This is a genomic window from Caulobacter sp. 602-1 (assembly GCF_003931565.1).
Taxonomy (GTDB): Bacteria; Pseudomonadota; Alphaproteobacteria; order Caulobacterales; family Caulobacteraceae; genus Caulobacter.
Genome location: NZ_RRYI01000001.1, coordinates 153,559 through 180,079, shown reverse-complemented (window position 1 = coordinate 180,079; position 26,521 = coordinate 153,559). Strand labels below are relative to the sequence as shown.

General features: G+C 69.2%; 26 protein-coding genes and 1 riboswitch. Of the genes, 13 read left to right on the top strand and 13 right to left on the bottom strand.

Annotation, left to right across the window (positions count from 1 at the left end; translation table 11 throughout):
• The first annotated feature begins 70 nt into the window (after positions 1 to 70).
• A complete protein-coding gene (locus EIK80_RS00950; protein ID WP_125155100.1) occupies positions 71 to 868 on the top strand; it encodes a folate-binding protein YgfZ in 798 nt (265 codons plus the stop codon).
• On the opposite strand, the gene EIK80_RS00945 is transcribed toward EIK80_RS00950, so the two are convergent.
• Positions 869 to 1,291 (bottom strand): hypothetical protein, encoded by a 423-nt coding sequence (locus EIK80_RS00945; protein ID WP_125155099.1) that lies wholly within the window; start codon positions 1,289 to 1,291, stop codon positions 869 to 871.
• 127 nt (positions 1,292 to 1,418) lie between these two features.
• Here EIK80_RS00945 and EIK80_RS00940 point away from each other — a divergent pair, with 127 nt between their 5' ends.
• A complete protein-coding gene (locus EIK80_RS00940; RefSeq protein WP_125155098.1) occupies positions 1,419 to 2,009 on the top strand; it encodes a DNA-3-methyladenine glycosylase I in 591 nt (196 codons plus the stop codon).
• On the opposite strand, the gene EIK80_RS00935 is transcribed toward EIK80_RS00940, so the two are convergent.
• Together EIK80_RS00935 and EIK80_RS00930 are read right to left on the bottom strand one after the other, a co-directional pair.
• Entirely contained in the window at positions 2,006 to 2,932 is a 927-nt protein-coding gene (locus EIK80_RS00935) for a family 16 glycosylhydrolase (protein WP_125155097.1), read from the bottom strand. The genes EIK80_RS00940 and EIK80_RS00935 overlap by 4 nt on opposite strands.
• Positions 2,929 to 4,956 carry an acyltransferase family protein gene (locus EIK80_RS00930; RefSeq protein WP_158624614.1) on the bottom strand — a complete coding sequence of 676 codons (2,028 nt, stop codon included), beginning with the start codon at positions 4,954 to 4,956 and terminating at the stop codon, positions 2,929 to 2,931. Before EIK80_RS00930 ends, EIK80_RS00935 begins: the two co-directional genes overlap by 4 nt.
• A gap of 119 nt (positions 4,957 to 5,075) precedes the next feature.
• On the opposite strand from EIK80_RS00930, the gene EIK80_RS00925 reads away from it, so the two are divergent.
• The gene (locus EIK80_RS00925; RefSeq protein WP_125155095.1) at positions 5,076 to 5,714 is read left to right on the top strand and encodes a ribonuclease HII; all 639 of its coding nucleotides are present in this window, start codon (positions 5,076 to 5,078) and stop codon (positions 5,712 to 5,714) included.
• 137 nt (positions 5,715 to 5,851) lie between these two features.
• Positions 5,852 to 6,928, top strand: a complete 1,077-nt coding sequence (ccrM, locus tag EIK80_RS00920; protein ID WP_125155094.1) for an adenine-specific DNA-methyltransferase CcrM — start codon at positions 5,852 to 5,854, stop codon at positions 6,926 to 6,928.
• Here ccrM and mutY read toward each other — a convergent pair.
• Positions 6,925 to 7,974 carry an A/G-specific adenine glycosylase gene (gene mutY / locus EIK80_RS00915; RefSeq protein WP_125155093.1) on the bottom strand — a complete coding sequence of 350 codons (1,050 nt, stop codon included), beginning with the start codon at positions 7,972 to 7,974 and terminating at the stop codon, positions 6,925 to 6,927. The genes ccrM and mutY overlap by 4 nt on opposite strands.
• Positions 7,975 to 8,021: 47 nt before the next feature.
• Between mutY and EIK80_RS00910 the strand changes: the two genes are divergently transcribed.
• From EIK80_RS00910 to smc, 4 genes are all read left to right on the top strand, one after another.
• Positions 8,022 to 8,561, top strand: a complete 540-nt coding sequence (locus EIK80_RS00910; protein WP_125155092.1) for a DUF721 domain-containing protein — start codon at positions 8,022 to 8,024, stop codon at positions 8,559 to 8,561.
• A 133-nt stretch (positions 8,562 to 8,694) separates the two neighbouring features.
• Complete coding sequence (locus tag EIK80_RS00905; protein WP_125155091.1) at positions 8,695 to 9,318, top strand: DsbA family protein; 624 nt, start codon at positions 8,695 to 8,697, stop codon at positions 9,316 to 9,318.
• A complete protein-coding gene (locus EIK80_RS00900; RefSeq protein WP_125155090.1) occupies positions 9,318 to 9,923 on the top strand; it encodes a thioredoxin domain-containing protein in 606 nt (201 codons plus the stop codon). The genes EIK80_RS00905 and EIK80_RS00900 overlap by 1 nt, the downstream gene beginning before the upstream one ends.
• 130 nt (positions 9,924 to 10,053) lie before the next feature.
• Positions 10,054 to 13,497 carry a chromosome segregation protein SMC gene (smc, locus tag EIK80_RS00895; RefSeq protein ID WP_125155089.1) on the top strand — a complete coding sequence of 1,148 codons (3,444 nt, stop codon included), beginning with the start codon at positions 10,054 to 10,056 and terminating at the stop codon, positions 13,495 to 13,497.
• Here the strand turns inward: smc and EIK80_RS00890 are convergent.
• Entirely contained in the window at positions 13,494 to 14,273 is a 780-nt protein-coding gene (locus EIK80_RS00890) for a TSUP family transporter (protein WP_125155088.1), read from the bottom strand. The two genes, smc and EIK80_RS00890, sit on opposite strands and share 4 nt — an antisense overlap.
• 84 nt (positions 14,274 to 14,357) lie before the next feature.
• Positions 14,358 to 14,747, bottom strand: coding sequence for a DUF6481 family protein (locus tag EIK80_RS00885; RefSeq protein WP_125155087.1), 390 nt, complete (start codon positions 14,745 to 14,747; stop codon positions 14,358 to 14,360).
• Between the two features lie 359 nt (positions 14,748 to 15,106).
• Between EIK80_RS00885 and EIK80_RS00880 the strand changes: the two genes are divergently transcribed.
• From EIK80_RS00880 to EIK80_RS00860, 5 genes are all read left to right on the top strand, one after another.
• Positions 15,107 to 15,487 carry an AtpZ/AtpI family protein gene (locus tag EIK80_RS00880; protein ID WP_125155086.1) on the top strand — a complete coding sequence of 127 codons (381 nt, stop codon included), beginning with the start codon at positions 15,107 to 15,109 and terminating at the stop codon, positions 15,485 to 15,487.
• Positions 15,488 to 15,492: 5 nt separating this feature from the next.
• Positions 15,493 to 16,254 (top strand): F0F1 ATP synthase subunit A, encoded by a 762-nt coding sequence (locus tag EIK80_RS00875; protein WP_125155085.1) that lies wholly within the window; start codon positions 15,493 to 15,495, stop codon positions 16,252 to 16,254.
• 46 nt (positions 16,255 to 16,300) lie between these two features.
• Positions 16,301 to 16,525: a F0F1 ATP synthase subunit C gene (locus EIK80_RS00870; protein WP_004615714.1), complete on the top strand. Its 225-nt coding sequence runs from the start codon at positions 16,301 to 16,303 to the stop codon at positions 16,523 to 16,525.
• A 125-nt stretch (positions 16,526 to 16,650) separates the two neighbouring features.
• A complete protein-coding gene (locus EIK80_RS00865) occupies positions 16,651 to 17,184 on the top strand; it encodes a hypothetical protein (protein ID WP_125155084.1) in 534 nt (177 codons plus the stop codon).
• 10 nt (positions 17,185 to 17,194) lie between these two features.
• The gene (locus EIK80_RS00860) at positions 17,195 to 17,704 is read left to right on the top strand and encodes a F0F1 ATP synthase subunit B (RefSeq protein WP_125155083.1); all 510 of its coding nucleotides are present in this window, start codon (positions 17,195 to 17,197) and stop codon (positions 17,702 to 17,704) included.
• A 429-nt stretch (positions 17,705 to 18,133) separates the two neighbouring features.
• Here EIK80_RS00860 and EIK80_RS00855 read toward each other — a convergent pair whose 3' ends face one another.
• The 7 genes from EIK80_RS00855 to EIK80_RS00825 form a co-directional block, all read right to left on the bottom strand.
• Positions 18,134 to 18,601 carry a hypothetical protein gene (locus EIK80_RS00855; RefSeq protein ID WP_125155082.1) on the bottom strand — a complete coding sequence of 156 codons (468 nt, stop codon included), beginning with the start codon at positions 18,599 to 18,601 and terminating at the stop codon, positions 18,134 to 18,136.
• On the bottom strand, positions 18,598 to 19,017 hold the full coding sequence (locus EIK80_RS00850; RefSeq protein WP_125155081.1) for a hypothetical protein: 420 nt from the start codon (positions 19,015 to 19,017) through the stop codon (positions 18,598 to 18,600). Before EIK80_RS00850 ends, EIK80_RS00855 begins: the two co-directional genes overlap by 4 nt.
• Positions 19,018 to 19,150: 133 nt before the next feature.
• On the bottom strand, positions 19,151 to 20,728 hold the full coding sequence (gcvPB, locus tag EIK80_RS00845; protein ID WP_125155080.1) for an aminomethyl-transferring glycine dehydrogenase subunit GcvPB: 1,578 nt from the start codon (positions 20,726 to 20,728) through the stop codon (positions 19,151 to 19,153).
• Positions 20,725 to 22,071: an aminomethyl-transferring glycine dehydrogenase subunit GcvPA gene (gcvPA, locus tag EIK80_RS00840; protein WP_125155079.1), complete on the bottom strand. Its 1,347-nt coding sequence runs from the start codon at positions 22,069 to 22,071 to the stop codon at positions 20,725 to 20,727. Before gcvPA ends, gcvPB begins: the two co-directional genes overlap by 4 nt.
• Before the next feature lie 69 nt (positions 22,072 to 22,140).
• Positions 22,141 to 22,506, bottom strand: coding sequence for a glycine cleavage system protein GcvH (gene gcvH, locus EIK80_RS00835; protein WP_125155078.1), 366 nt, complete (start codon positions 22,504 to 22,506; stop codon positions 22,141 to 22,143).
• 15 nt (positions 22,507 to 22,521) lie between these two features.
• A complete protein-coding gene (gene gcvT / locus EIK80_RS00830) occupies positions 22,522 to 23,634 on the bottom strand; it encodes a glycine cleavage system aminomethyltransferase GcvT (protein ID WP_125155077.1) in 1,113 nt (370 codons plus the stop codon).
• A 163-nt stretch (positions 23,635 to 23,797) separates the two neighbouring features.
• Positions 23,798 to 23,888, bottom strand: a riboswitch (glycine riboswitch).
• Between the two features lie 58 nt (positions 23,889 to 23,946).
• The gene (locus EIK80_RS00825; protein ID WP_125155076.1) at positions 23,947 to 26,454 is read right to left on the bottom strand and encodes a zinc-dependent metalloprotease; all 2,508 of its coding nucleotides are present in this window, start codon (positions 26,452 to 26,454) and stop codon (positions 23,947 to 23,949) included.
• Positions 26,455 to 26,521 lie beyond the last annotated feature (67 nt).

Here is a 26,521-nt window from a genome sequence, read left to right as displayed (position 1 = left end):
ACGTTAACGGTTGAGCTTTCCCCGTTTTCAGGGACTGGTTTTGGTGCGGACTCGGCGCCACATCTGCGGGATGAGCTCGCTTAATGTCGCCCGCCTCGCTTCCCGCGCCGTCATCGCCGTCTCCGGCCCGGACTGGAGAAGCTTCCTGCAAGGCCTGCTGACCCAGGACGTCGAGACGCTCGCGCCGGGCGAGCTGCGCTTTTCCGGCCTGCTGACGCCCCAAGGCAAGCTGCTCTACGACCTGTTCGTGGCCGGAACCCCGGAAGGAATGGGCGACGGCGCCCTGCTGGACGTGGCGGCCGAGCACCGCGACGCCATTCTGCAGCGCCTGACGATGTACCGCCTGCGGGCCAAGGTGACGCTGGAGGCCAGCGACCGGCCGGTGCTGGCGGTGTTCGGCGACGGCGTCTCGGGTCCCTATATCGACCCACGCCTCCCGGGCCTGGGGGCGCGCGCCTATGACGACCGCCCCTCGACAACCGACGAGCACGCGTACGAAGCCCATCGCCTTGCCCTCGGCGTCCCCGGCCCCGCCGACTGGGGCAGCGAGACGACCTATCCGATCGAAGCGGACTTCGACCTGATGGCGGGCATCGACTTCAAGAAGGGCTGCTTCGTCGGCCAGGAGACGACCAGCCGCATGAAGCGGCGCGGCGTGATCAAGAACCGCATGTTGCCGATCGTCTTCGACGGCCCCGCACCGGCTTTCGGGACCGAGGTGCTGGCCGGCGAGCTTCGGGCGGGCGAGGTGCTGAGCGGCGGCGACGGGCGGGCCATGGCCTTGCTGCGCCTAGACCGCATCGAGGGCGCGGACCTGACGGCGGACGGCCGGCCGGTGCGCGTTGACCGGCCGGCCTGGCTAACCTAGCTAGCGGCAGCGGCCGAAGCGGTCGGGCGAGGCGCCTGGACCACCGCGCCAGCCGGGCGGGTTCTCCCAGTTGGTGCCAGGGCCGCCGCGCGGGCCGGGCGGGTTGTTGTCGTTGTCCAGCCAGCACCGGGCCGCCTGATTCCACCACCCGTAACGCGGGTGATAGTAGCCATAGGCGCGGTTGTAGTAGTAGCCGTTGCGATAGCGGAATTCGACGCGCTTGCCGTGCCAGCGGTAGTAGCGGCGGTCGGGCGAGGCCCCCGGACCGCCACGCCAGCCGGGCGGGTTCTCCCAGTTGGTGCCAGGGCCGCCGCGCGGGCCGGGCGGGTTGTTGTCGCGGTCATGGCGCTGGGCCAGGACGGGCGTCGCGGCCACGGTGGCTGTCGCCAGGGCCAATAGGGCGAGAGTCTTCAGGCGCTTCATCGGCGTCTGCTCCTTGGCTTAATCCCTCTAACGCCTTGTAACGCACCAAGGCGGCCGATCCGTCGCGCGAAAACGCATGTTCCTGAAAAGTTCTGGCCAGTTCGCGATCTTCTGCTAGCTTCGCCGCATGACCGAACCCACACGCTGCACCTGGAAAGGCATGAACGGCGACCCGTTCTACGAGGCCTATCACGATCATGAATGGGGCGTGCCCGAGTGGGACAGCCGCGCCCTATGGGAGAAGCTGGTGCTGGACGGATTCCAGGCCGGCCTGTCGTGGATCACCATCCTGCGCAAGCGCGAAGGGTTCCGCGCCGCCTTCGCCGACTTCGATCCGGAGAAGGTCGCCCGCTTCGACGAGACCGACCGCGCCCGGCTGATGGCCGACGCCGGCATCATCCGCTCGAACGGCAAGATCGACGCGGCGATCTCGGGCGCGCGGATCTATCTGGACATGCGCGAGCGCGGCGAGGACTTCGGCCAGTTCCTGTGGGACATGGTCGGCGGCGCGCCGATCCAGAACCAGTGGCGCGCCGGAGAGGTCCCGGCCCAGACGCCGCTGGCCGTCGATATGGCCAAGGCGCTGAAGGCCAAGGGCTTCAAGTTCTGCGGCCCGGTGATCGTCTACGCCTTCATGCAAGCCACCGGTCTGGTCAACGACCACCTGGTGACATGCTATCGCCACGAGGAATGCAAGGCGATGGCCAAGCGGGTCTAGGGGCGGAGGCTCCTTCGACTAAGCCCCCGCTGGCTCACCCGCACCCAATCCACCTCCATCGTCGCCGGCAGGGCGGTCTCGTCGACGCCCTTGGCGTTGGCGCCTTCCGGCCAGCGGCCGCCGAAGGCGAGGTTGAGGATCAGGTGGAAGGGCTGGTCGAACGGCGCGGCCGCCTCGTCGCGGTCGTCGCGCTTCCACTGGGCGGCCTTGACCTCGGCGTAACGCTGTCCGTCGACGAACCAGACGATGGCCTCGGGCGACCATTCGACGGCGTAGACGTGGAAGCCGCCATCCGCTCCAGAGGCGGAGGCCGGCATCGGCGCGGCCGTGCTGATCTGCCGGTGGCCGCCGGTCGCGTCGCCGGCGAAGTGGATCGTGCCGAAGATCCGGTTCTCGCGACCGCCCTCGCAAGGTTCGCAGGGGGCGCCCAGATTGACCGTCTCCAGGATGTCGATCTCGCCCGAACGCGGCCAGCCGCCGTAGGTCTCGTGCTCGGGCATCATCCAGATCGCCGGCCAGACGCCCTGGCCGCCGGGGACGCGGGCCCGCGCCTCGATGCGACCATAGAGCCACGACGCCTTGCCCTTGGTCAGGATCTTGCCCGAGGCGTAGTCGCCGGTCTTCATCGGCCCCGTCGGTCCGGCCCACGGATTGGCAAGACCCCGGGTCTTGCGCTTGATCGCGGTCAGCTTCAGCACGCCCCCGCCGACCGAGACGGTGTCCGGGCTGACCACGTAGCATTGCCGCTCGTCATTGCCGCCCCCGCCGCAGTCGGCGGCGTGGGTCCACTTGGTGTCATCCAGCCTGTCGCCCTCGAACTCGTCGGACCAGACCAGCTTCCAGCCCCCCTCGTCGGCGCGGGCGTGGGTTGGCGCGGCGAGTGAAAGCAGAGCGATGGCGAGGGCGATGGTCTTGAAAGTCATGACCCATCTAGACGCGCCGGATCCGATTTCGCCAAGCTTGACCAGCCCGTTTCCAGCCAGGCCGGCGCCAGGCGGCGCGCGCCCGAGGCGCTGAGATGGTCGTCGTCGAAGTAGATCGGCTCCCCGTCCATCATCGCCAGGCAACGGCCGTCGCGGCACAGGGTCTCGGACGGGAACACCATCGCCACGTTCGGGCGATCCTGAACGGCGGCCCGCAAGGCGTCCTCGGCCGGCAGGGCGCGCGACAGGGGCAGGTCGGCGGCGACGCTGGCGCAGACCCCCGGCCGACCGCCGAGCTGCTTTTGCTGGGCCAGGCACTCCGGCGCGCCCAGGGTCAGCTCCGGGAACGGCCCGACCACCAGCACCCGGATGTCGGGCCGCTTGCGGGCGATGGCGTCCAGCGTGGCCCTCAAGGCGGTCGACACGCTCTGCCGCTTCCCGGGCCGGCCGATCGCCTCCATCGTCACGCGCGGCGAGTTGACGTCGTAGAACGGCGGCGCGTCGCGATAGAGCGGCCAGCGGCCCATTAGTACCACCAGCTTGAGCTTCCGGTCGGCGGCGATCAGGGCCATGGCCTGGTCGGCGGCGGCCGCGCACTCCAGCTTGAAGCGGTACATCGAGCGGACATTGACCCCGACCAGCGGCGGGCAGCCGCCGCGCGCCACCTCGCGGACGCTCCAGCCCCGCGCCACAGCCCAGTCGACCACGCCGGGTGTCAGGGCGTCGGCGTGGGAGTCGCCCCAGACGAGGACGTCGTCGCCCTGAGCACCTGGATCCGCGCCGAAGCGGCAGTCCTCGGGCTTGGCCGTCCTGGCCTTCTCGAAGCAGGCCTCGCGCGCCGGATTGACGTCGGTTTCCTCCAGGTCGGCCAGGGCCTTGGCGGCGGGCGACAGCCGCTGGGGCAGGCCGTGGCCGAAGAACAGCGCCGCGCCGATGGCGATCGGGACCAGCAGCGGCAGGAGTTGGACGCCCAGGCGTCGCCACGGACGATTGAGCGGACCGCGCCGGAACGGCTGTTCGATGAAGCGCCAGGTCCAGACGGCCAGCGCCAGCGACAGGGCGACAAGGCCCAGACGCTGCGGCGCCGTCAGCGGTTGTTGGGCGACGTCGGCGGCCAGGACCAGCAGCGGCCAGTGCCAGAGATAGAGGGAATAGGACACCCGGCCCAGGCCGACGACCGGCGCCAGGCGCAGAACGGCAAGGCCCGGGTGGACGCCCATGCCGCACCAGATCAGCAGCCCCGTCCCCAGACAGACCGGAACGGCCGAGAGCCCCGGAAAGACGCTGGCCTCGTTCAGCAGGGCCAGGCTGGCGGCGATCATCAGCCCGCCGATCACCCCGGCCAGATTGGCCGTCGCGCGGTCGACCGGCGGCTTGACCAGGCCCAGGGCCAGAACGCCGCCGGCCAGGAACTCCCATATCCGCGTCGGCAGGCCGAAGAAGGCCCAGGTCGTCGCGCCCCGCCCGACCAACGCCTGGGCCAGCACCAGCGAGCCCAGCAGCAGGACCAGCGCCAGGGTCGCTCGCCGCCCCCGCAGAGGTCTCCACCACAACAGGGCAAGCAGCGCCGGCCAGACAAGATAGAACTGTTCCTCGACGCCCAGCGACCACAGGTGCAGCTGCGGATTCTGCTGAGCGCCGGGCGCGAAATAGCCGGCGGTCTGGGCGAACAGCATATTGGCCGCGAACAGGCCCGAGGCCGCGGTCGCCGCGCCGGTCATGGCCAGCAGGCGTGGCATTTCTATCCAGGCCGCCAGGGCCGCCGTGACCAGCACGACCAGCAGGTAGGCGGGGATGATCCGCCGCGCCCGGCGCAGGTAGAAGCCGCCCCATGAGAAGGTCCCCGCGTCCCGCGCTTCGGCGATCAGCCGGGTGATCAGGAAGCCGGAGATGACGAAGAAGATGTCGACGCCGACAAAGCCGCCGGGCGGCAGGTCCGGAAAGGCGTGGTGGATGACGATGGCCGCCACCGCTACGGCCCGCAGGCCGTCGATGTCGCGCCGATAGCCCTGGCCGACGTCCATGCCCACCCCCATATTACAACTGTAATCAATTGAGCAGCGACCACCCGACGTCGTCAAGAAAAATTATTACGGTCGTGAACTTCTTTTCCAGAACCGCGAACCGGCTTAGACACCGGCCCATGCGCGCCGGACCCGACATGATGCTGGAACTGGCCTGCGGACCGGGGCCGGTCTGCGGGGTGGACGAGGCTGGACGCGGTCCCTGGGCCGGGCCGGTCAGCGCCGGGGCGGTGATCCTGGATCCCGACCGGGTGCCCAAGGGCCTCAACGACTCCAAGAAGCTGAGCGCCAAGGCCCGCGCGGCCCTGGAGGAAGAGATCAAGGCCGTCGCCATCGCCTGGGGTGTCGGCATGGCCTCGATCGAGGAGATCGCCGAGCTCAACATCCTGCACGCCGCCGGCCTGGCCATGTGCCGAGCCGTCGAGGGCCTGTCGGTGACGCCGACCATCGCCCTCGTCGACGGCAACTACGCCTTCAAGCTGCCCTGCCCGATCAAGACCGTGGTCAAGGGCGACAGCCTGTCGTGCTCGATCGCGGCGGCCTCGATCCTGGCCAAGGAAGCCCGCGACCGGATCATGGTCGAGATGGACGCGGTCTATCCCGGCTACGGCTTCGCCGGCCACAAGGGTTATCACGCCCCGATCCATGTCGAGGGCCTGCGGAAGCTTGGTCCTTCGCCGATCCACCGCCTGGGCTGGGCCCCCGTGAAGGCCGCTCTGGCGGGTGAGCTCGCGCTAGGCGACGACCTAGACCTCTGATCCGAAAGAGGTTTTGAGTCTGATCGGACTCACACCTCCGCGTTTGACTGGCGTTAACGCCCCGCTAACCACGTCTGCTCACCTCGCATTTACCAGCAAGACTCATGATTCCGTTCTCTTTTGTAGGGACGCGGGACATGAAGTTCGGGCCGGAAACCATCATCCTGGGCGACTGCATCGAGCAGATGAACGCCCTGCCGGAGAAGTCGGTCGACCTGATTTTCGCCGACCCGCCCTATAACCTGCAGCTGGGCGGCGACCTGCTGCGTCCGGACAATTCCAAGGTCGACGCGGTCGACGACCACTGGGACCAGTTCGAGAGCTTCGCGGCCTACGACAAGTTCACCCGCGAATGGCTGAAGGCCGCCCGCCGGGTGCTGAAGGACGACGGCGCGATCTGGGTGATCGGCAGCTATCACAACATCTTCCGCGTCGGCGTGGCCGTGCAGGACCTGGGCTTCTGGATCCTCAACGACATCGTCTGGCGCAAGTCCAACCCGATGCCCAACTTCAAGGGCACCCGCTTCGCCAACGCCCACGAGACCCTGATCTGGGCCTCCAAGAGCCAGAACGCCAAGCGCTACACCTTCAACTACGACGCCCTGAAGATGGCCAATGACGAGGTGCAGATGCGCTCGGACTGGACCATCCCGCTGTGCACCGGCGAGGAACGCATCAAGGGCGTGGACGGCCAGAAGGCCCACCCGACCCAGAAGCCGGAAGCCCTGCTCTATCGGGTGATCCTGTCGACCACCAAGCCGGGCGACGTGATCCTGGATCCGTTCTTCGGCGTCGGCACCACCGGCGCGGCCGCCAAGCGTCTGGGTCGCAAGTTCATCGGCATCGAACGCGAGGCCGAATATCTGGAACACGCCAAGGCTCGCATCGCCAAGGTCGTTCCGATCGCGCCGGAAGACCTGGACGTCATGGGCAGCAAGCGCGCCGCGCCGCGCGTGCCGTTCGGTACGATCGTCGAGAGCGGCCTGCTCTCGCCGGGCGACACCCTGTACTGCAGCAAGGGCAATCACGCCGCCAAGGTCCGCCCGGACGGCTCGATCACGGTCGGCGACCTGTCGGGCTCGATCCACAAGATCGGCGCCCTGGTGCAGTCGGCCCCGGCCTGCAACGGCTGGACCTACTGGCACTTCAAGACCGACGCGGGCCTGGCGCCCATCGACGTCCTGCGGGCCCAGGTCCGCGCGGGGATGAACTAGATCAGCCGCTCCGCCGCCAGCGCTGCTTTCAGGAACACGCTGGGCAGAGCGCCCAGGCCTTCGCGCGGGGTCCAGACGAAGTCGCCAGCATTCACGCCGTCTGCCGCGAACACCCGCAGCGTCAGGGAAAAGTGGGTGAAGACATGCTCGACCGCGCCGAGGTCGCGCCAAGCGGCGGAGACCGGCGCTGCGGCCACCGCCTCGGCGTCGGAGAACGGCGCGGCGCGCCAGTCGCTGGTCGGCAGGCCCAGCATCCCGCCCAGCAGGCCCTTGGGCGGACGGCGGACCAGAGCCATATCGTCGCCGCGCGTCAGGACATAGGCCACGCCGTGGCGGCGCGGGCGGTCGGCCTTCTTGGTCTTGCGCGGATAGGTCTCCGGCGCGCCGCCCTTGTAGGCCGCGCACCAGTCCGAGATCGGGCAGCGGTCGCACAGCGGGGCCTTGGGCTTGCAGACCGTGGCCCCCAGATCCATCAGCGCCTGGGCCCAGTCGCCGGGGCGATCGTCGGTGACGAGCTCCCCGGCCAGGGCCTTGAGTTCCGGCTTGCTGTCCGGCATCGGCGCCTCGACGGCGAACAGCCGCGCCATCACCCGCTCGACATTGCCGTCGACGACATTGGCCGCGCGGTCGAAGGCGATCGCGGCGACGGCGGCGGCGGTGTAGGCCCCGACGCCGGGCAAGGCGCGCAAGCCCTCCTCGGTGTCGGGGAAGACGCCGCCGTGGGCGCCAGCCACGGCCCGGGCGCAGGCTAGCAGGTTGCGGGCCCGGGCGTAGTAGCCGAGCCCCGCCCAGGCGGCCATCAGGTCGCCATCCTCCACGGCGGCCAGGGCGCTGACCGTCGGCCAGCGCTCCGTGAAGCTCAGGAAGTAGGGCGTGGCGTGCGGCACGGTGGTCTGCTGCAGCATCACCTCCGACAGCCAGACGCGGTAGGGGTCGCCCCGCACGCCGGCGCGGCGGTCTGCGGGCGAGACGCGCCAGGCCAGGGTCCGGGCCTGGGCGTCGTACCAGGTCAGCAGGGCCGAACGGATCGCTTGACGGTCTTTCATCGTCCCTCGCCTACCGCGAACCGAGCCCGGCATGCTAGTTTCCTCGCATGCGCCACCCCCTGCCCACCGCGGAAGAAGCCCTCGCGATCCTGCGCGCCAAGCGCACGCGTCCCCAGCGCCGCCCGCCGCCGCCCGCCGGCAAGAGCCTGGCGCCGCTGCTGAAGTCGCTGGAAGACCGTTTCGGCAAGGGTCCGGCCGCCCTGCAGGCCCGCTGGCGCGAGATCGTCGGCGACACCCTCGCGCGTCGGACGGAGCCCGTTCGCATCATCAAGGGCCGCAATGGCGAGGGCGGCGCCCTGGAACTGCGCGTCGACGGCCCGGTGGCCTCGCTGATCCAGCACCAGGCGCCGCAGATCACCGCCCGCCTCGACATGCTGCTGGGCAAGGGCGTCGTCACCCGCCTGCGCATCGTCCAGGGCCCCGTGAAAGCCGCCGCCGCGCCAGTCGCGCAACGTCCGCGCCGCAAGCCGCCGCTGGACGCGGCGCTGGAAAAGCAGCTCTCCGACAGCCTGGCCGACCAGCCCGACGGCGGCCTCAAGGACGCCCTGCTGAAACTGGGGCGCGGCGTGCTGCGCGAGCATCCTTGATGCCTCCGATCCACAGACCTTCCGATTGACAACCCGACCCTGATCGCGCTGTTGCAAGGCCTTATCGGCGCCCTTTTCGCCGCCTCTAAGAATCGCGCTTAACTTCGCCGCCGTACCGCAAGGAAGATCGAACATGCGTCCGCTGACCCGCCGGCTCCTGACCGCCGTCGCCCTCACCGCCTCGCTGGGCGCTCTGACCGCCTGCGGCCCCACGGGAACCAAGGTCACCGCCGACGACATGACCCTGGGCAACCCCGCCGCCAAGGTCACCGTGGTCGAATACGCCTCGGTCGCCTGCCCGCACTGCGCCACCTGGAACGCGGAAGTCTTCCCGGCCTTCAAGGCCAAGTACATCGACACCGGCAAGGTCAACTACGTGGCCCGCGAAGCCCTGACCGGCGAGCCGCGCCTGGCCAACGCCGGCGCCATGCTGGCCCGCTGCGCCGGCAAGGATAAGTACTTCCAGGTCACCGACGCGATCTACGCCGCCCAGATGCGCATCTTCCAGACCGGCGACATCCGCGGCGAACTGCTGACCATCGCCCAGGCCGCCGGCATGAGCGAAGACCAGTTCAACGCCTGCCTGACCGACGAGAACGCCGCCAAGTCGGCGGAGCGCATCGAAAAGTCGATGAAGGCCGACAAGATCGAGGGCACCCCGACCTTCATCGTCAATGGCAAGAAGGTCGGCGGCGAGTCCGGCGGCGAGGTCACCCTGGCCCAGCTGGACGCGGCCATCGCGGAAGCCTCGAAATAATGGGCCTCGACCGGCGCGCGCTGATCGTTGCGGGTCTCGCTCTGACGGCGAGCCCTCTGGCCGTGCGCGCCGCGCCGCTGCCGCCGGTCCCGGGCGAGATGGCGCTGGGCTCGGCCAAGGCGCCGGTCCAGCTGGTGGTCTACGCCTCGGCCAGCTGCCCGCACTGCGCCCACTGGTGGACGACGGTGCTGCCCGAGGTCCGCAAGACCTTCATCGACACCGGCAAGGTTCGCCTGGTGTTCCGCGAGTTCCTGACCCCGCCCAACGAGTTCGCCGCCGCCGGCTTCATCCTGGCCCGCCGCGTTCCGGGCAAGTATTTCGAGGTGCTGACCACCGTCTTTCAGAAGCAGGAAGAGATCTATCGCAGCGAGAAGCTGTTCGAGGGCCTGCAGGCGATCGGCAGGCAGTACGGCCTGACCGACGCGCAGTTCAAGGCGGCGCTGGAGGATCCGGCGGCCCTGAAGGCCGTCAACGAGCGCATGGCCAAGGCGGTGAACGATGGCGTCGAAGGTACGCCGACCTTCTTCGTCAACGGCGCGCCCTACGATCACAGCGCCGACTTCGCCGTGCTCTCCAAGGCCTTCGCCGCCGCGGCGAAGGGCTAGAGCGTGGCAGCCGAAAGTGCCAGCGGTTTCGGCGCCTGCCACGCTCCAGGCAAACAGATAGAGCCTGTTTATCCGTTTCTGATGGTCCCATCAGAAACGGACAGGCTCTAGGCCCCAGGGGACCGCCTCCGTGCAGTTCCAGCGCCTGCGCCTTTCGGGCTTCAAGTCCTTCGTCGAGCCGACCGAGTTCCGGATCGAGCCCGGGCTGACGGGCATCGTCGGCCCGAACGGCTGCGGCAAGTCCAACCTGCTGGAAGCCTTGCGCTGGGTGATGGGCGCCAACTCCGCCAAGGCCATGCGGGCTGGCGGCATGGACGACGTGATCTTCGCCGGCAGCGGCGCGCGCCCGGCGCGCAACCACGCCGACGTCGCCCTGACCATCGACAATACAGACCGCACCGCGCCGGCCCAGTTCAACGACGACCCGGTGCTGGAGGTCGTGCGACGGATCGACCGCGGCGAGGGCTCGACTTACAGGATCAACGGCCGCGAGGTGCGGGCTCGCGACGTCCAGCTCCTGTTCGCCGACGCCTCGACCGGGGCCAATTCGCCGGCCCTGGTGCGCCAGGGCCAGATCAGCGAGCTGATCGGCGCCAAGCCGCAGAACCGCCGCCGCATCCTGGAAGAGGCCGCCGGGGTCTCGGGTCTGCACACCCGCCGCCACGAGGCCGAGCTGCGCCTGCGCGCCGCCGAGAGCAACCTCGCCCGGCTGGAGGACGTGGCCCGCGAGCTGGAGACGGCCCTGAACCGGCTGCGTCGCGAAGCCCGCCAGGCCGAGAAGTACAAGCGCCTGTCGTCCGAGATCCGGGCCGTGCAGGGCGCGGTGCTCTACGCCCGCTGGACCGAAGCCCGCGACACGCTGGAGCGGACGACGAGCGAGGCCACCCAAGCCGCCCGCCTGGTCGAGGAGACCGCCCGCGCCAGCGCCGCCGCCCAGGTCGCCATCACCGAGGCCGAGGCCGCCATGCCGCCGCTGCGCGAGGAGGCGACCATCGCCCAGGCGATCCTGGGCCAATTGGCCATCCAGAAGGACCGCGCCGAGCGCGAGGCCGAGGCCGCCGCCGCCGAATTTGAACGCCTCGGAAGCGATCTGGCGCGCATCGACGCCGACCTGGCCCGCGAGGCGCAGGCCAAGGATGACGCCGCCGCCGCCCTGGCGCGCATCGACGCCGAACTCACCGAAGTGCGGGAGCTGGTCGCCGCCGCGCCGGAGCGCGGGCCCGAGCTGGCCGCCGCCGCCAAGGTCGCCGAAGAGGCCCGCGCCGCCGCCGAGGCCGCTGTCGAGCAACTGGCCGCCCGCGTCGCCGCCGAGGAAGCCCAGTTCCGCGCCGCCGCCGCCCGCCTCTCGGAAGCCGAGGCCCGCGCCAACCGCACCAGCCGCGCCCTCGATCAGGCCAAGGCCGAGCGGGCCGCCGTCGGTCCGGAGGTCGATCCGGCCGCCGCCGAAGCCCGCCAGCGCTTCGCCAACGCCGAGGCCGCCCTGGCCGCCGCCCGCGCGGCGCTGGAGGAGGCGGAAAACGAACGGGTCAAGGCCGCCGAGCAGGAGGCCCAGGCCCGCCAGCTGGCGCGTAATGTCGAGGACCAGCTGGGCCGTCTGCGCACGGAAGCGCGCGGCCTGGCTCAGCTGACCGCCCCACGCTCCAAGAGCGGCCACGCCCCGGCCCTCGACAGCGTCTCGCCGGACAAGGGCTATGGCGCGGCCCTGGCCGCCGCTCTCGGCGACGACCTGGACGCCGCGCTCGACGCCAAGGCGCCGTCCTACTGGGGCGGGGCCGAGGCGCCGGCCCCGACCTGGCCCGAGGGCGCGCAGCCGCTGGCCCCGCTCGTGAAGGCCCCGCCCGCCCTGGCCGCCCGTCTCTCGCACGTCGCCGTCGTGGCCCGCGCCGACGGCGACCGGCTCCAGGCCGCGCTGAAGCCCGGTATGCGCCTGGTCTCCAAGGAGGGCGACCTGTGGCGCTGGGACGGCTTCGTGGCTCGCGCCGACGCGCCCAAGCCCGCCGCCGTCCGCCTTGAACAACGCACCCGCCTGGCCGAGGTCGAGGCCGAGATCGACCTCATGACGCCGCGCGCCGAGGCCACCGCCGCCGCGTTGAAGACCGCCGCCGATCGGATGCGCGCCATCGAGGACCTGCTGCGCGACAAGCGCCGCGGTCCGCCGGACGCCGAGCGCCTGCTGACCAGCGCCCGCGAGCAGGTGGCCAAGTTCGAGCGGGAGCAGGCGCTACGGGCCGCCCGCGCCCAGTCGCTGGACGACACCATCGCCCGCTTCGAGGCCGAGAAGACCGAGGTCGACGCGGCCCTGGCCGAAGCCCGCGCCGCCCACGCCGCCGCCCAGACCTCGGGCGACCTGCAGCCTAAGTTGGCGGAGGCGCGCCAGGCCTCGGCCCAGGCCCGCGAGGCCGCCAGCGCCGCCCGCACGGCGCTGGATGTCGAAACCCGCGAGCGCGCCGGTCGCCAGCGCCGCCTGGAGAGCCTGGAGCGCGACCGCGCCGACTGGGCCAAGCGCGCCGAGACCGCCGGCAAGCGCGCGGAGTCGCTCGCGGACGACCGCGTGAAAGCCGCCGCCGCCCTGGAGGGCGCGCGCGAGGCGCCGGCGGCGCTGAAGGAGAAGCTGGTCGTCCTGCTGGACGAGTTCGGCGCCGCCGAAGCCCGGCGCGCCAAGGCCAGCGACGCTCTTGAAGCCGCCGAAACCACCCGCCTTCACAACGACCGCGCCGCACGGGCCGCCGAACAGGCCGCCGGCGAGGCCCGCGAGAGGCGCGCGGCCCTGGTCGCTCACCTGGACGGCGCCCGCCAGCGCTTCGGCGAGGTCGCCTCGGCCATCCGCGAGCAGGCCCGCATGGAGCCCGAAGAGCTGGGCCGCCACGTCGCAGGCGAGGCCGTGGCCGTGCCGAAGGACGCCGCCGGGGTCGAGGCCCACCTGTTCGCGCTCGAACGCGAGCGCGACGCCATCGGTCCGGTCAACCTGCGCGCCGAGGAGGAGGCCCAGGAATATGCCGGCCGCCTGGAGACCATGCGGGTCGAGCGCGCCGACCTGTCGGGCGCGGTCGGCAAGCTGCGGGCGGGCATCGAGGAGCTGAACGCCGAGGGCCGCGAGCGCCTGCTGGCCGCCTTCGACGTGATCAACGCCAACTTCCAGACCCTCTTCCAGGCCCTGTTCGGCGGCGGCCAGGCCGAACTGAAGCTGATCGAGAGCGACGACCCGCTGGAGGCCGGCCTGGAGATCTTCGCCTGCCCGCCCGGCAAGCGCATGGCCAGCATGAGCCTGATGAGCGGCGGCGAGCAGGCCCTGACGGCCAGCGCCCTGATCTTCGGCGTATTCCTGGCCAATCCGGCCCCGATCTGCGTGCTGGACGAAGTCGACGCGCCGCTGGATGACGCCAATGTCGATCGCTACTGCAACATGCTGGACGAGATGCGCCGGCGCACCCAGACCCGCTTCATCGCCATCACCCACAACCCCGTGACCATGAGCCGGATGGACCGCCTGTTCGGCGTCACCATGGCCGAGCGGGGCGTGAGCCAGCTGGTCAGCGTGGATCTGTCGACGGCCGAGAAGCTGGTCGCGGCCTAGAACCCGACCGCCTGGCGCAGCGGGTTGGCCGGATCGGCCAGCAGCTTCACGGCCATGGCGCACGAGATCACCACCAGCAGCGGCCGGATCAGCCTGGGTCCGAAGCGCATGGCCAGCCTCGAGCCGACCTGGGCGCCGATGAAGGCGCCGGCGGCCATGGCCAGGCCGACCGGCCAGACGACCGCGCCCTTGAGGACGAAAAGGCAGAGGCTGCCCAGGTTGCTGGCGGCGTTGGCCAGCTTGGTGTGGGCGGTGGCCTTCAGCACGCCGTAGCCCAGCAGGGTGACGATCGCGACCATGTAGAAGGCCCCCGCGCCGGGGCCGAAGATGCCGTCGTAGAAGCCGACCAGCGGGGCGACAAAGCAGGCGAACGGGATCAGCGCCATGCGCGGCGCGACATCCTCGGCCTTGAGGGCCCGCGAGAAGCCGAAATAGAGGGCGATGGCGATCAGCAGAAGGGGCACGATCGCCCTCAGCAGCTGGGGCGAAAGCAGGCTGGCGCAAAGCGCGCCGCAAAGGCCGGCGATCGCGGCGGCGCCGGCGACCGGCAGGGCGGTCTTCCAGTCGATCAAGCCGCGGCGGGCGAAGGCCGTCGTCGAGGACAGGGCGCTGACCGCGCCCTGCAGCTTGTTGGTGCCCAGGGCCTGGACCGGCGACAGGCCGGCCAGCAGCAAGGCCGGCAGGGTCACCAGTCCGCCGCCGCCCGCGATGGCGTCTAGCGCGCCCGCGAGCGCGGCGACCACGAACAGGCTGGCGATGACGTCGAAATGGACCATGAGCGGCTCATGATCCCGTTCGAGGCGCCGATCAAAGGAAAAGGACCGGGCAAAGAAAAAGGGCCCCCGAAGGAGCCCCGATCCTTAGCCGAGCAGGCTGGCCCACTGGTGAGCGCGCGACTGCTTGCTGTTGGTCGACTTGCCCAGGGCGCGAAGCTCGTCGCGTTCCTTGGCCTTCTCTTCCTTCCGCACGCGCATCTCGGCGGCTTCGAGCGCCTTGCGCTCCTTGCGCTCGGCGCGCTTGGCGGCCATCAGCTCTTCTTCGCGCGCCAGGGCTTCAAGACGGGCTTGTTCCTTGGCCTCGGCGCGGGCGGCGCGGACAGCCTCGAGTTCGGCGGCGCGCAGTTCCTCGCGCTTGTCGAAATCGGGGTCCTGGACGGTCGGCTTGGCCTTGAACTTTGCCAGCATGGCCTTCTTGGCCTCTTGCTGAGCGGAGATACGATCGGCGAATCCGGTGTTCTTCAGGTGCGACATGAATCTTCGTGTTGTTTGGAGGCGGCGGCTCTAAAGCCCAGATCGACGAAAAAATCAATGCGTCATCGGGCTACGCCGCACCTTGCCTGGGAGGTGTGGCGCCGAGAGAACGCGCGACATGTAGGGAGCCGTTCCCGCTTTCGATAGGGCCGCGACCCGATGATCGCTCCGGCGAAATGGGGATGGTTTTGCCCCTCCCTGAGGCCAATGGCTAAATCCTTAAGTATTCCCGTTACTTGGCCCGCGAAGCGCTTACCTTGACGCACCGCAGCGAGGTCTATAGGTTCCGCGCCGATCAAGCCGGCCGGAAATGCGCCTTGTTTTGGCGCGCCCGCGGCGTTTTCGGACCTGCCGCTCCCATGCCCAAGGCCGACGAACCGAACGACAAGGCTCTGGTAAGCCTCGACGCTCGGCTCGACGCATTTGAGGCGAGGAAGGCGGCGGAGAAGCCGGCGAAGGCCGCGTCCGAAAAGGCCAACCAGGACGGCTATCGCCTCCTGGCGGATTTGATCGGGGGCGTATTGGTGGGTCTTGGCTTCGGCTGGCTTCTCGACCATTACGTCCACACGAGCCCCTGGGGCATGGTCGGCGGTCTGCTGATCGGCCTGGGGCTCTCGATTTTCTCCGTCGTCCGCAAGGCGACGAAAATGAGCGCGCAGGCGTCGGCGCCGTCCCCCCAAGGGAATGCCGACGGAGACACGGGAGACGGGCCAACCGTCCCCAAGCAGAAGAGAGACTAGGGCCGATGGCCGATCCGATGCACCAGTTCCAGATCCAGAAGATCGTGGAACTGCCCACCGTGACCGTACCCGGCCTCGGCGCGATCGACCTGTCGATCACGAACTCCGTGGCCGCGATGATGCTGGCCGCCCTGCTGGTCATCACGTTCTACAGCCTGGCCGCGCGCAAGGCCGTCATTCCAGGCCGCCTGCAGGCGGTCGGCGAGATGCTTTACGGACTGGTCGATGGGCTCGCGGAGTCGATCATCGGCCACGACGGCAAGAAGTTCCTGCCGTTCATCTTCACGCTGTTCGCCTTCGTGCTGTTCATGAACCTCCAGGGCATGTTCCTGGTGTTCACCGCCACCTCGCAGCTGGCCGTGACCCTGACGCTGGGCCTGATGGTCATCCTGACCGTGGTCGCCGTCGGCTTCGCCAAGAACGGCATCAAGTTCTTCAAGCTCTTCGCCCCGTCGGGCGTGCCGTGGCCGCTGTACTTCCTGCTGGTGCCGATCGAGATCCTGTCGTTCCTGATCCGCCCCATCACCCTGGGCCTTCGTCTGTTCGGCAACATGCTGGGCGGCCACGTGGTGCTGAAGATCTTCGCCGGCTTTGTGATCGCCCTGGGCGGTCTCGGCGTGCTGGGCTGGGCCGGTTCGGCCCTGGCCCTGACCTCGGTCGTCGCCCTGACGGCCCTCGAGTTCATGGTGGCCTTCCTGCAGGCCTTCGTGTTCGCGGTGCTCGCCTGCGTCTACATCAACGACGTCGTGCACCTCGACAGCCACTGATCAACCTTTAGTCTTTCCAACAAATACCCTCCAAGGAGTCTCAATCATGGACGCTGCTGCAGCTAAGTACATCGGCGCTGGCCTGGCCATGCTCGGCATGATCGGCGCGGGCGTGGGCCTGGGCGTGATGTTCGGCAACTACTTCCAAGGCGCCCTGCGCAACCCGACGGCCGCCGCTCAAGAGCGCCCGATGCTGTTCCTGGGCATGGCCCTGACGGAAGCCCTGGGCATCTTCGCCCTGGTCATCGCCTTCCTGATCCTGTTCTCGTAATCCGACCCTGGAGCGCGGCGCTTCATCGGAAGCGACGCGCTCCATGCTTTTGTTTTCTCGCGCTTCCTGGAGCGGGCCGGATCACGGTCCGCTCCAAGCGCACTAGCTGAGAGGCGCCTTCGCCCATGGCGACGGAACATCACGGCGCGGTCGAGACGACTGAAGCCCCCAAGCACGAAAGCGGCGGCCTTCCGCAGCTGCAGTTCGAGCACTGGGGCGGTCAGATCGTTTGGCTGCTGCTCATCTTCGCCGTCCTCTACGCGGTGCTGTCGAAGGGCCTGCTGCCCCGTGTCAGCGGCGCGATCGAAGAGCGCGGCGCCAAGATCGCCGGCGACATCGCCGACGCCCGTCGCATGAAGGACGAGGCGGAAGCCCAGGCCCGCGCGGCGGCCGCCGAGGTGGCCGAGGCGCGCGCCAAGGCCCAGAAGACCGCGGCTGACGCCAAGGCCAAGGCTTCGGCCGAAGCCGCCGAGCGTCAGGCCAAGGAAGAGGCCGTCCTGGCCGAGAAGCTGGCCGCGGCCGAGGCTTCCATCCAGGCGGCCCGCGACGCGGCCATGAGCCACGTCCGCGAAGTGGCCCAGGACACCGCCGGCGCGATCGTCGAGAAGCTGACCGGCAAGGCGGCTTCGGCCGCCGAGCTGAAGTCGGCCCTGGCCTAAGGAGCTGAAGATGGAACACGAATCCCTGTTCAGCCTCGCCAACCCGGAATTCTGGGTTCTGGTCGCCCTGGTGATCTTCTTTGGCCTTCTGGTCTATCTGAAGGTCCTGCCGGGCGCGCTGTTCGGCGCGCTGGACGGCTATGCCGCCAAGATCAAGGCCGAACTCGACGAAGCCCAGCAGCTGCGTGAAGAGGCCCAGGCCCTGCTCGCGGACGTCAAGGCCCAGCGCGAGGAAGCCGAGCGCCAGGCCGTCGCGATGATGGACGCCGCCAAGGCCGACGCCAAGCGGATGGCCGAGGAAGCCAAGGAAAAGCTCGAGGAGCAGATCAAGCGCCGCGCCGAAATGGCCGAACGCAAGATCGCCCAGGCCGAGGCGCAAGCCGCCGCCGACGTGAAGGCCGCCGCGGTCGATCTGGCCGCCCAAGCCGCCGAGACCGTCCTGGCCGCCCGCCTGGCCGGTTCGACCAACGACGGCCTGGTCGACGCCGCCATCCGCCAGATGGGCGCCAAGCTGCAATAGCGGCGAGCGACATCGGACAAGACAAAAGGGCGCGGACCGCAAGGTCCGCGCCCTTTTCGTTTGGGGGCGTTCGGCAAAGCGGAATCGGCAGGTGTCTTAGAAAGGTGGTGTCAAACGTGTTCCCAAGGGCGCCAGATCGAGTAAACGCCCACGCAGACAAGAAATGCGCAATAGGTCCAATAGCTGAATGGTCGAACGGATCTTCGGATGGTGAGCCCATTGACTATTACGTACTGACCGGCCCTCAGCCCACGCAGAACCAGCCAAGCGATGAAGCACTCGTATGCAACAAGGAGCAATACCACCAAGAGGTCAGACGGATGCGCCACGCCTTTCCCTTCTCCTAAGCATCAAGGCTTCCCGATATAATCTGTATCTCGCCTTCGAGCGCAAGCCGCCTGCGCGGTAGCCGACGTACCTGACGTCTGCTCAGGCTCGAAAGCCGACGCCTTGCTTAGCCGGCTTCGCCATCTTCCGCGCGACGTACTTCTTCACGCGCTTGCGGGTCTTCTTCAGCAGACGCCAGCGGGCGCGGCGCAGGACCATTTTCTCTGTGCGGAGCATCTGCTGCCAGACCACCAGCAGCACCTCGGGCTCGCGGCGCATCAGGCGGCGGATCGGGAAGACCAGCTTGGGGTGGCGCTTCTGCCAGCGGATGAAGGTCTTCCGCGCCGCGAACGAGTAGCGCAGCACAATCATCAGCCCGATGACCAGCAGCGGCAGGCCCAGGTGCCCCGGCAGCGGCGTCAGCACCGCTCCGGCCAAGATCACCAGCGTGCCGAAGCCGATGGCGATCCAGCGGAAGGCGCGGGCGGCGGACTCGCGCAGCAGCAGGGCCAGCCGCGCGCGGCGGCGGACCTTGTGCTTAATATCGTCAATCGTGGCGACCGCGCTCACCTTTGGCTGCGCTTCACGGCGCGCTGCTTGAGGGACTTGCGCCAGCGAACGGCCACCCGCCACTTGCGCGGCACGATCAGGCGCTCGACGCGCAGGGCCTGCTGCCAGGCCACCAGCACGACCTCCGGCTCGCGGCGCAACAGGCGGCGCAGCGGGAAGATCAGCTTGGGATGAGCGTGCTGGAAGCGGACGAACTGCTTGCGGGCCTTGAACGAGTTGCGCAGCACCAGCATCAGGCCGACCACGGTCAGCGGCAGGCCCATGGGGCCAGGCAGCGGCGCGATCAGGATGCCGCCGAGGACCAGCAGCACGCCCAGCGTCACCAAAATGACGCGCAGAAAACGCGCGACGAGCTCACGGGCGAGGTCATCGGCGGTGCGTCGGGCGCGCGGCATGGCGAGTGCGAAAGCAGTCATGGGAGGACGGAACGGGCTTGCGCGCCGCTTGCTCCCTGGAAAAGCCAGTCAGCCCGGATGCGCCCCCCCGATATGTGGAGACAACAGGGCGCCGTAAAGGCGCCCTGCCGTCGCAAGGGGGGTATGGAATTTGCTATTCAGCGGCTAGTGGCGCCGCGGCCACAGGTTTCCACCTCAACCGGGGCTTGCGGGCCGCCAGGGTCTCGTCGAGGCGGCGGAGCGGAGCGTGGAACGGCGCGCCCTTGAAGCGCTCCGTATCACCCGTCTTGGCCGCGCCGGCGAGCAGGCGAAGCGCCTCGATGAAGCGATCCAGCTCCTGCTTGCTCTCGGTTTCGGTCGGCTCGATCAGCATGGCGCCGTGGACGACCAGCGGGAAGTACATGGTCATGGGGTGGAAGCCTTCGTCGATCATCGCCTTGGCGAAGTCGAGCGTGGTCACCCCGGTGCCTTCCAGCCAGCTGTCGTCGAACAGGGCCTCGTGCATGCACGGACCATCCGGGAAGGCCGGGCTCATCACGTCCTTCAGGCGGGCCTTGATGTAGTTGGCGTTGAGAACGGCGTCCTCGGCCACCTGGCGCAGGCCGTCGGCCCCGTGGCTTAGCATGTAGGCATAGGCGCGGACATACATGCCCATCTGGCCGTGGAAGGCGCTCATACGGCCAAAGGCGGTCTCGGCCCCCTCTTCGCCGGCGTGCTCGACCAGGGCGAAACCGTCGTGGCCGTGGACCAGCCAGGGCGTCGGCGCGAAGGGCGCCAAAGCCTCCGACAGCACCACAGGACCCGCGCCCGGACCGCCGCCGCCGTGGGGCGTCGAGAATGTCTTGTGCAGGTTGATGTGCATGGCGTCGACGCCCAGGTCGCCAGGACGAACCCGGCCGACGATGGCGTTGAAATTGGCGCCGTCGCAGTAGAAGTAGGCTCCGGCCGCATGGGTCAGCCGGGCGATCTCGACGACGTCGCGCTCAAACAGGCCGCAGGTATTGGGGTTGGTGACCATGATCGCCGCGACGTGGTCGCCGAGCTTGGACTCCAGGTCCGCCATGTCCACCCGGCCGTCTTCCGTCTGGGCGATCTCGACGACGGTGTAGCCGACGAAGGCCGCCGTGGCCGGATTGGTGCCGTGGGCGCTGGTCGGGGCCAGCACCGTCTTGCGGTGGCCCTGGCCGTTGGCTTCGTGAGCGGCGCGGATGGCCAGCATGCCGCACATCTCGCCGTGGGCGCCGGCCTTGGGCGTCAGGGCCACGGCCGGCATGCCGGTCAGGGTCTTCAGCCAGTGTGCCAGACGGTCCATCAGCTGCAAGGCGCCCTGCACGGTCGACTGCGGCTGCAGCGGGTGAATGTCCGAGAAGCCCGGCAGGCGCGCCATCTTCTCGTTCAGGCGCGGGTTGTGCTTCATCGTGCACGAGCCCAGCGGATACAGCGCCAGATCGATGGCGTGGTTCTTCTGGGACAGGCGCACATAGTGGCGGACGGCTTCGGGTTCCGACAGGCCCGGCAGGCCGATCGGGCCGGACCGCAGCAGGCCAGCCAGATCGTCCGACGGCGCGGCGGCTTCCGGCAGGTCGACGCCGGTCTTGTTCCAGCCGTCCAGCTCGAAGATCAGCGCCTCGTCCTGCAGGAGACCGCGACCGCCGGTCAGGGTCTCGTGGCCGGTCGCAGCGTCATTCGCGGTTTCGGGGCGCGTGGGGCGGCCGACGTTGTTCATGCTCATTGGGCCACCGCCTTGGTGAGGATCTTGGCGAAGAAGGTGATGTCGATGTCCAGCGTGGTCTCGGTAGCCGCGACCAGCAGCACGTCGTCCAGGCCCGCGCCCGCGTCGAGGCGCGAGAACGGCACGCCGGCGATGACGCCGTGGCCGGCCAGGGTCTCGACGACCTCGGCGGCGTCCTTCGGCAGCTTGATCGCGAACTCGTTGAAGAAGCGCGGGGTCAGGATCTCGACGCCCGGCACGGCCTTCAAAGCGTCGCGCAGGGCTAACGCCTTCTGGTGGTTCAGCGCCGCCAGCTGGCGCAGGCCAGTCTCGCCCAGCAGGCTCATGTGAATCGAGAAGGCCAGGGCGCAGAGGCCGCTGTTGGTGCAGATGTTCGAGGTGGCCTTGTCGCGGCGGATGTGCTGCTCGCGGGTCGACAGGGTCAGGACGAAACCGCGCCTGCCGTCGGCGTCGACGGTCTCGCCGCACAGGCGGCCCGGCATCTGGCGGACGAACTTCTCCTTGCAGGCGAAGAGGCCGACATAGGGGCCGCCGAAGTTCAGGCCGTTGCCGATCGACTGGCCCTCGGCCACGGCGATGTCGGCGCCCATCTCGCCGGGCGACTTCAGCAGGCCGTACGAGACGGCCTCGGTGGTCACGACGATCAGCAGCGCGCCGGCGGCCTGGGCGGCCTCGGCGATCTTGGTGACGTCGGTGACCGTGCCGAACACGTTGGGGGTCTGGACGACGACGCAGGCGGTGTCGGCGTCGATGGCGGCGATCACCGCGTCCTCGGCGTCGATGGCCGGAGCCATCGCCTGAGTCATGACGCCGGCCGCGTGGGCCAGGGTCTCGATGGTCTCGACATAGTGCGGATGAACACCGCCCGACATCACCGCCTTGTTCCGGCGGGTGACGCGCTGGGCCATCATCACCGCCTCGGCCGCGCCGGTCGAGCCGTCATAGAGCGAGGCGTTGGCCACCTCCATCCCGGTCAGGGCCGCGACCTGGCTCTGGAACTCGAACAGCACCTGCAAGGTGCCTTGGGCGATTTCCGGCTGGTAGGGCGTGTAGCTGGTCAGAAACTCCGACCGCTGGATGATGTGGTCGACCGTGGCCGGCACGTGGTGGCGATAGGCGCCGGCCCCGCAGAAGAACGGCCCCTCCCCCGCGGCGCGGTTGCGACGAGCAAGGCCCGCCATCTCGCGCTCGACTTCGATCTCGCCGGCGTGCGGCGGCAGGTCGACGGTTCCGGAACGCTGGGCCGAGGCCGGCACGTCGATGAAGAGGTCGTCGATCGACTTCACGCCGATCGCGCCGAGCATCTCGACGCGGTCTTCGGGGGTCAGGGGGAGGTAACGCATCTTTCGGTCCTTCTCCCTTCCCCCTCGATGGGGAAAGGGTCGGGGATGGGAGTGTCTACGGCGGTGGAGCTAGAGCGTGCTCAGGAACGCTTCGTACGCGTCGCGGTCCATCAGGGCGTCGACCTCGGCCGGGTTGCTCAGCTTGATCTTGGCGAACCAGCCGCCGCTCTCCGGCAGGGCGTTGACGGTTTCCGGCGCGTCGCCCAGCTCGGCGTTGCCTTCGACGACCTCGCCCGACACCGGGGCGTAGACGTCCGAGGCGGCCTTGACGCTCTCGACGACGGCCAGCTGCTCGCCCTGCTTGACGACCTTGCCGGCTTCCGGGGTCTCGACGAACACCACGTCGCCCAGCTGCTCGGCGGCGTAGGCGGTGATGCCGACCGTGGCCACGTCGCCTTGGACGATGACCCATTCATGATCTTTGGTGAAACGCATTGCCTGGGCCCTTGATTAGAGTTTGCGGACGTAACGGTTGGCGACGAATGGGGTCGCGACCACCTCGGCGGCGGCCTGCTTGCCACGGACGATGACCTTGAGCTTCGTCCCCACGGCCGCATAGGCCGGCGGGGCGAAACCGATGGCGATAGGGAAGCCCAGGCTGGGGGCGAAGCCGCCGCTGGTCACCTTGCCGATGACATTGCCCGCTTCGTCGGCGATCTCGGCGCCTTCGCGGGCCGGCGCGCCTTCCAGCACCTTGAGATTGACGCGGACGCGCGACAGCTCGCCGGCCAGTTCCTTGGCGATCCGGGCCGCGCCCAGATAGTCGCCGGCCTCGCGGCGCGACTTGCCCACCGCGAAGTTCAGCCCAGCCTCGATCGGCGAGACGGTCTCGTCCAGGTCATGGCCGTACAGCGGCAGGCCCGCTTCCAGGCGCAGGCTGTCGCGAGCGCCCAGGCCGATCGGCTTGACGCGCTCGTCGGCCAGCAGGGTGTTCCACACCCGCTCGGCGGCGTCGGCCGGGACCGAGATCTCGTAGCCGTCCTCGCCCGTATAGCCCGAGCGCGAAATGATGGCGTCGACGCCGAAAGCGGTCAGGGCCAGCGTGTCCATGAACACCATGCCGGCGGCTTCCGGCACATGAGCAGCCAGGACGGCGGCGGCCTGCGGACCTTGCAGCGCCAGCAGCGCGCGGTCCTCCAGGCGGGTCACCGTGGCCTCGCCGGCCAGGGCCTTGGCGATGATCTCGTAGTCGTTGTCCTTGCAGGCGCCGTTGACCACCACGAACAGGCCGTCGTCGTCGGGACGCGCCGTCATCAGGTCGTCGATGATCCCGCCCTCGTCGTTGAGCAGCACGCCGTAGCGCTGCTTGCCGGGCTTCAGACCCTGGTAGTCGGCCGAGACCACCTTCTCGAAGCTCTTGGCGGGGTTCTCGCCGCGGATGCGGGCCTGGCCCATGTGCGAGACGTCGAACAGGCCGGCGTGCTCGCGGGTCCAGAGGTGCTCTTTCAGCACCCCGTCCTTGTACTGCACGGGCATGGCATAGCCGGCGAACGGCACCATGCGGGCGCCCAGCGCCACATGGGCGTCGAAGAGCGGGGTCTTCTTGAGGTCTTGATCGGACACTGGATGGGCTCCAAGCGGGGTCGGCGACGGGACCGGCGTCCGCCGGCAAGTCGCCCCCGCTGTCCCTTGGACCTGAGAGATTCCGGCCTCGCCCCTCTGCCGGACGGGTTTGGCCTTGCTCCTTCGGCGAGCCGCCCTTTCGGGGGCCTCTTTCCAGCGTTCCTAAACCCGCGCGGTCCTTTTGCCTGAGCGTTTCCGGGGCGGTTGCGCCTTCGGCCTCGGGAGCGAATCCCGATGTCTCCCGCGAGGGTCTTCGGCGTAGTGCGGTAGCAGGCCATGCGAGTCAAGCACGGCCTGCGATGGCCGTGCGCCTTACCGCGAAAAGTCTCCGAACCAGTCGTCCTCGCCGATCGGCGGGCCGGGCGGGATGGCCACCTGGGCCTTGCCATCCTCGATCAGCGCCGCGAGACGCTCGCCGCTCTCGTCGGTGACGACACCGGCCAGGATGCGGGCCTGGGCGCGGTCGGCGGCGTCGCCAGCAGTCACGGTCTTGAGGCCCTTGCCCCAGTCGGCCAGACGCGCGCGGATCACCGCGGCGGCGGTCGGGGACAGGTCCTTGTCGCCCAGGGCGTTGGCCAGGTTCACCACCATCCGCTGGCGGACGCGGCGGGCCAGCTCGCCCTGGCGGCCCGTCGCCTTGCCGTCGAAGGCGGCTAGGGCGAGCGACTTGTCCAGCAGCCCCTCGACACCCGGCTGGGCCGGATCGCGGCGCCTGGCCTCCATCAGGCGGTTCAGGCGCGCCGGCGCGAACAGGTCGCCCCAGACGAGATCGGCGGCCACGTCGGCGGCGGCCGGCAGATCGAAGACCGGCCCCTGGCCGAAGGTCTCGATATCATTGGCCTTGTCATTGCCCTGCGACTGGCCCGAGGTCAGCACGTCGAGCGTCTTGTCGGAGAGATCCACCGCGGCGGGCGCAAGCGTCCGCAGCAGGGCGTCGATAGCGGCGGTCTGGCGCGCCGCCGGCACGATCTTGCTGGCCTCGTGGCCGTCGCCCTCGACGCCGTAGGTGAAGTCGACGCCGCCGACCAGCTTGGCCGTCGCATCCACCTGGTAACGGTGGAAGATGTAGATCGGCGCGATGATCCGGCGCAGGTCGGCCACCGAGGCTCCCTTGGGCAGGTTGGGCAGACCGAAGCGGTCCAGGGCGATCTTGCGCACCGCCATCAGATGGTCGAGCTCGGCGACGGGGTCGGAGCCATTGTCCCAGACGGCGCCGATCGGCTGGGCGGTGTCGGCGGCTCGAGCGTCCTCGTCCGAGACGTAGCGCAGGCCGTCGGCCTGACTCCTGTCGGCCTTGGCCTTCAGCCAGGCCTTCTCGTCGACGCCGGTCGGGGCGACGCCATAAAGCCAGTCGATCACGAACTTGTCCCAGGCGCCGACCCCGCGCCCATAGGCGTCGGAGAAGTCCAGCTGGCCGTTCTTGATGGCGATCCTGGGCGCGGGATAGTCCATGACCGAGGCGCGGTCACCGTAGGTGCTGGCCGCGAAATTGTGCTGCAGGCCGATGGAGTGGCCGATCTCGTGCGGGGCCAGCTGGCGCAGACGGGCCAACGCGATCTCGATCGGGTCGTTGGGACCGCCTTGGCCGCTCTTGTCCGCGCCCGCCAGGCCTTCGAAGATCAGCCGATCTTGACGGACACGTTGGGAGCCCAACAGCACGTCGCCCTTGATGATCTCGCCGGTGCGTGGATCGACCACCGCGTGGCCGTAAGACCAGCCGCGCGTCTGGCGGTGGACCCAGTTGACGACGCTGTAGCGGGCGTCGAGCGGGCTGACGCCCTCGGGCAGCAGCTCGACCTTGAAGGCGTCGATGAAGCCGGCGGCCTCGAAGGCCTGGCTCCACCAGCGACCGCCCTCGATCAGGGCCGAGCGGACCGGCTCGGGCGCGGCGCGATCGACATAGAACACGATCGGCTTCTTGACCGGCGAGCGGGCGGCGGTCGGGTCGGTCTTCTCCAGGCGGAAGCGGTGGACCAGGCGATAGACCAGCGGCTCGCCCAGCGGCGCGGAATAGTCGGCGACGGTGTGGTCGATCACCCCGACGCGCGGGTCGTTCTGGCGCGGCTGATAGCCGGGCTCGGGCAGGGCCACGAACGAGTGGTGCAGGGCCAGGGTGACGTTACGCGGATCCGGGACGATGCCGCGAACCTCCGAACCCGGATCGTCGCCGACAAACGTCTCAACCGCCTCCAGCTCGACGTTCAGCGGGAAGACGTTCACCGCGCCGGTGTCGGCGTAGGACAGGCCGTCGTTCAGGCGGAAGTCGCCCTGCTTGGCGCGTTTCAGGGTCTTGGCGACGCCTTGCGCGTCACGGGTGAGGAAGCTGGTCACATCGACCAGCAGGCCGCCGTCCGGGCTCTCGGCCTCGATCGCGTTCGACCAGACGCTGGAGATCGGGAACGAGTCGGCCACCGCCTTCTGCTCGTCGACCGAACCACGCGCGGCCGAAAAACCCCAGTTCTCGAACTGGGCGACGACCTTCCCGCCCACGCGGCGGAAGGCGATGATCTGGGTGTCGCCCGGCGCCGAGCGGTCCAGGCCCGTCGGGTTCGATCCCAGACCCGACCGCAGATAGGTCTGGTAGATATAGCGCCCCGCGATCCCGTCCGCGCCCGGCTTGGGCAGCAGCACCAGGATCTTGCCGTCCTTCTTGTCGACGAACACCGGCAGGAGGCCGTCCTTGCGGTCCAGGCCGGCGGTGGCGTCGGCGTACTTGTCGGTCTTCTTGTCGGAGGACTTGGCCTTCTCGGCCAAAGCCGGTGCGCCTATCGCACTGACGCAGACGCTCGCCATCAACATGGCGACCACGGACTTGTTCATAACCCCTCCCGACGCACGCAAACGCGGCCGGGACTGTCGTGCGCCCCCGCGGCGATTGCAACCGCCG

Bases quoted from the DNA above. Each gene is read 5' to 3' on its own strand.
- EIK80_RS00900 (WP_125155090.1), top strand. From the start codon at position 9,318: ATGGGCCTCGACCGGCGCGCGCTGATCGTTGCGGGTCTCGCTCTGACG.
- EIK80_RS00880 (WP_125155086.1), top strand. From the start codon at position 15,107: ATGCCCAAGGCCGACGAACCGAACGACAAGGCTCTGGTAAGCCTCGAC.
- ccrM (WP_125155094.1), top strand. From the start codon at position 5,852: ATGAAGTTCGGGCCGGAAACCATCATCCTGGGCGACTGCATCGAGCAG.
- EIK80_RS00860 (WP_125155083.1), top strand. From the start codon at position 17,195: ATGGAACACGAATCCCTGTTCAGCCTCGCCAACCCGGAATTCTGGGTT.
- EIK80_RS00940 (WP_125155098.1), top strand. From the start codon at position 1,419: ATGACCGAACCCACACGCTGCACCTGGAAAGGCATGAACGGCGACCCG.
- EIK80_RS00890 (WP_125155088.1), bottom strand. From the start codon at position 14,273: ATGGTCCATTTCGACGTCATCGCCAGCCTGTTCGTGGTCGCCGCGCTC.
- EIK80_RS00945 (WP_125155099.1), bottom strand. From the start codon at position 1,291: ATGAAGCGCCTGAAGACTCTCGCCCTATTGGCCCTGGCGACAGCCACC.
- EIK80_RS00930 (WP_158624614.1), bottom strand. From the start codon at position 4,956: ATGGACGTCGGCCAGGGCTATCGGCGCGACATCGACGGCCTGCGGGCC.
- EIK80_RS00925 (WP_125155095.1), top strand. From the start codon at position 5,076: ATGCGCGCCGGACCCGACATGATGCTGGAACTGGCCTGCGGACCGGGG.
- EIK80_RS00825 (WP_125155076.1), bottom strand. From the start codon at position 26,454: ATGAACAAGTCCGTGGTCGCCATGTTGATGGCGAGCGTCTGCGTCAGT.
- EIK80_RS00870 (WP_004615714.1), top strand. From the start codon at position 16,301: ATGGACGCTGCTGCAGCTAAGTACATCGGCGCTGGCCTGGCCATGCTC.
- EIK80_RS00850 (WP_125155081.1), bottom strand. From the start codon at position 19,017: ATGACTGCTTTCGCACTCGCCATGCCGCGCGCCCGACGCACCGCCGAT.
- EIK80_RS00935 (WP_125155097.1), bottom strand. From the start codon at position 2,932: ATGACTTTCAAGACCATCGCCCTCGCCATCGCTCTGCTTTCACTCGCC.
- EIK80_RS00885 (WP_125155087.1), bottom strand. From the start codon at position 14,747: ATGTCGCACCTGAAGAACACCGGATTCGCCGATCGTATCTCCGCTCAG.
- gcvH (WP_125155078.1), bottom strand. From the start codon at position 22,506: ATGCGTTTCACCAAAGATCATGAATGGGTCATCGTCCAAGGCGACGTG.
- gcvPA (WP_125155079.1), bottom strand. From the start codon at position 22,071: ATGCGTTACCTCCCCCTGACCCCCGAAGACCGCGTCGAGATGCTCGGC.
- EIK80_RS00905 (WP_125155091.1), top strand. From the start codon at position 8,695: ATGCGTCCGCTGACCCGCCGGCTCCTGACCGCCGTCGCCCTCACCGCC.
- gcvPB (WP_125155080.1), bottom strand. From the start codon at position 20,728: ATGAGCATGAACAACGTCGGCCGCCCCACGCGCCCCGAAACCGCGAAT.
- EIK80_RS00865 (WP_125155084.1), top strand. From the start codon at position 16,651: ATGGCGACGGAACATCACGGCGCGGTCGAGACGACTGAAGCCCCCAAG.
- EIK80_RS00875 (WP_125155085.1), top strand. From the start codon at position 15,493: ATGGCCGATCCGATGCACCAGTTCCAGATCCAGAAGATCGTGGAACTG.
- EIK80_RS00950 (WP_125155100.1), top strand. From the start codon at position 71: ATGAGCTCGCTTAATGTCGCCCGCCTCGCTTCCCGCGCCGTCATCGCC.
- mutY (WP_125155093.1), bottom strand. From the start codon at position 7,974: ATGAAAGACCGTCAAGCGATCCGTTCGGCCCTGCTGACCTGGTACGAC.
- EIK80_RS00910 (WP_125155092.1), top strand. From the start codon at position 8,022: ATGCGCCACCCCCTGCCCACCGCGGAAGAAGCCCTCGCGATCCTGCGC.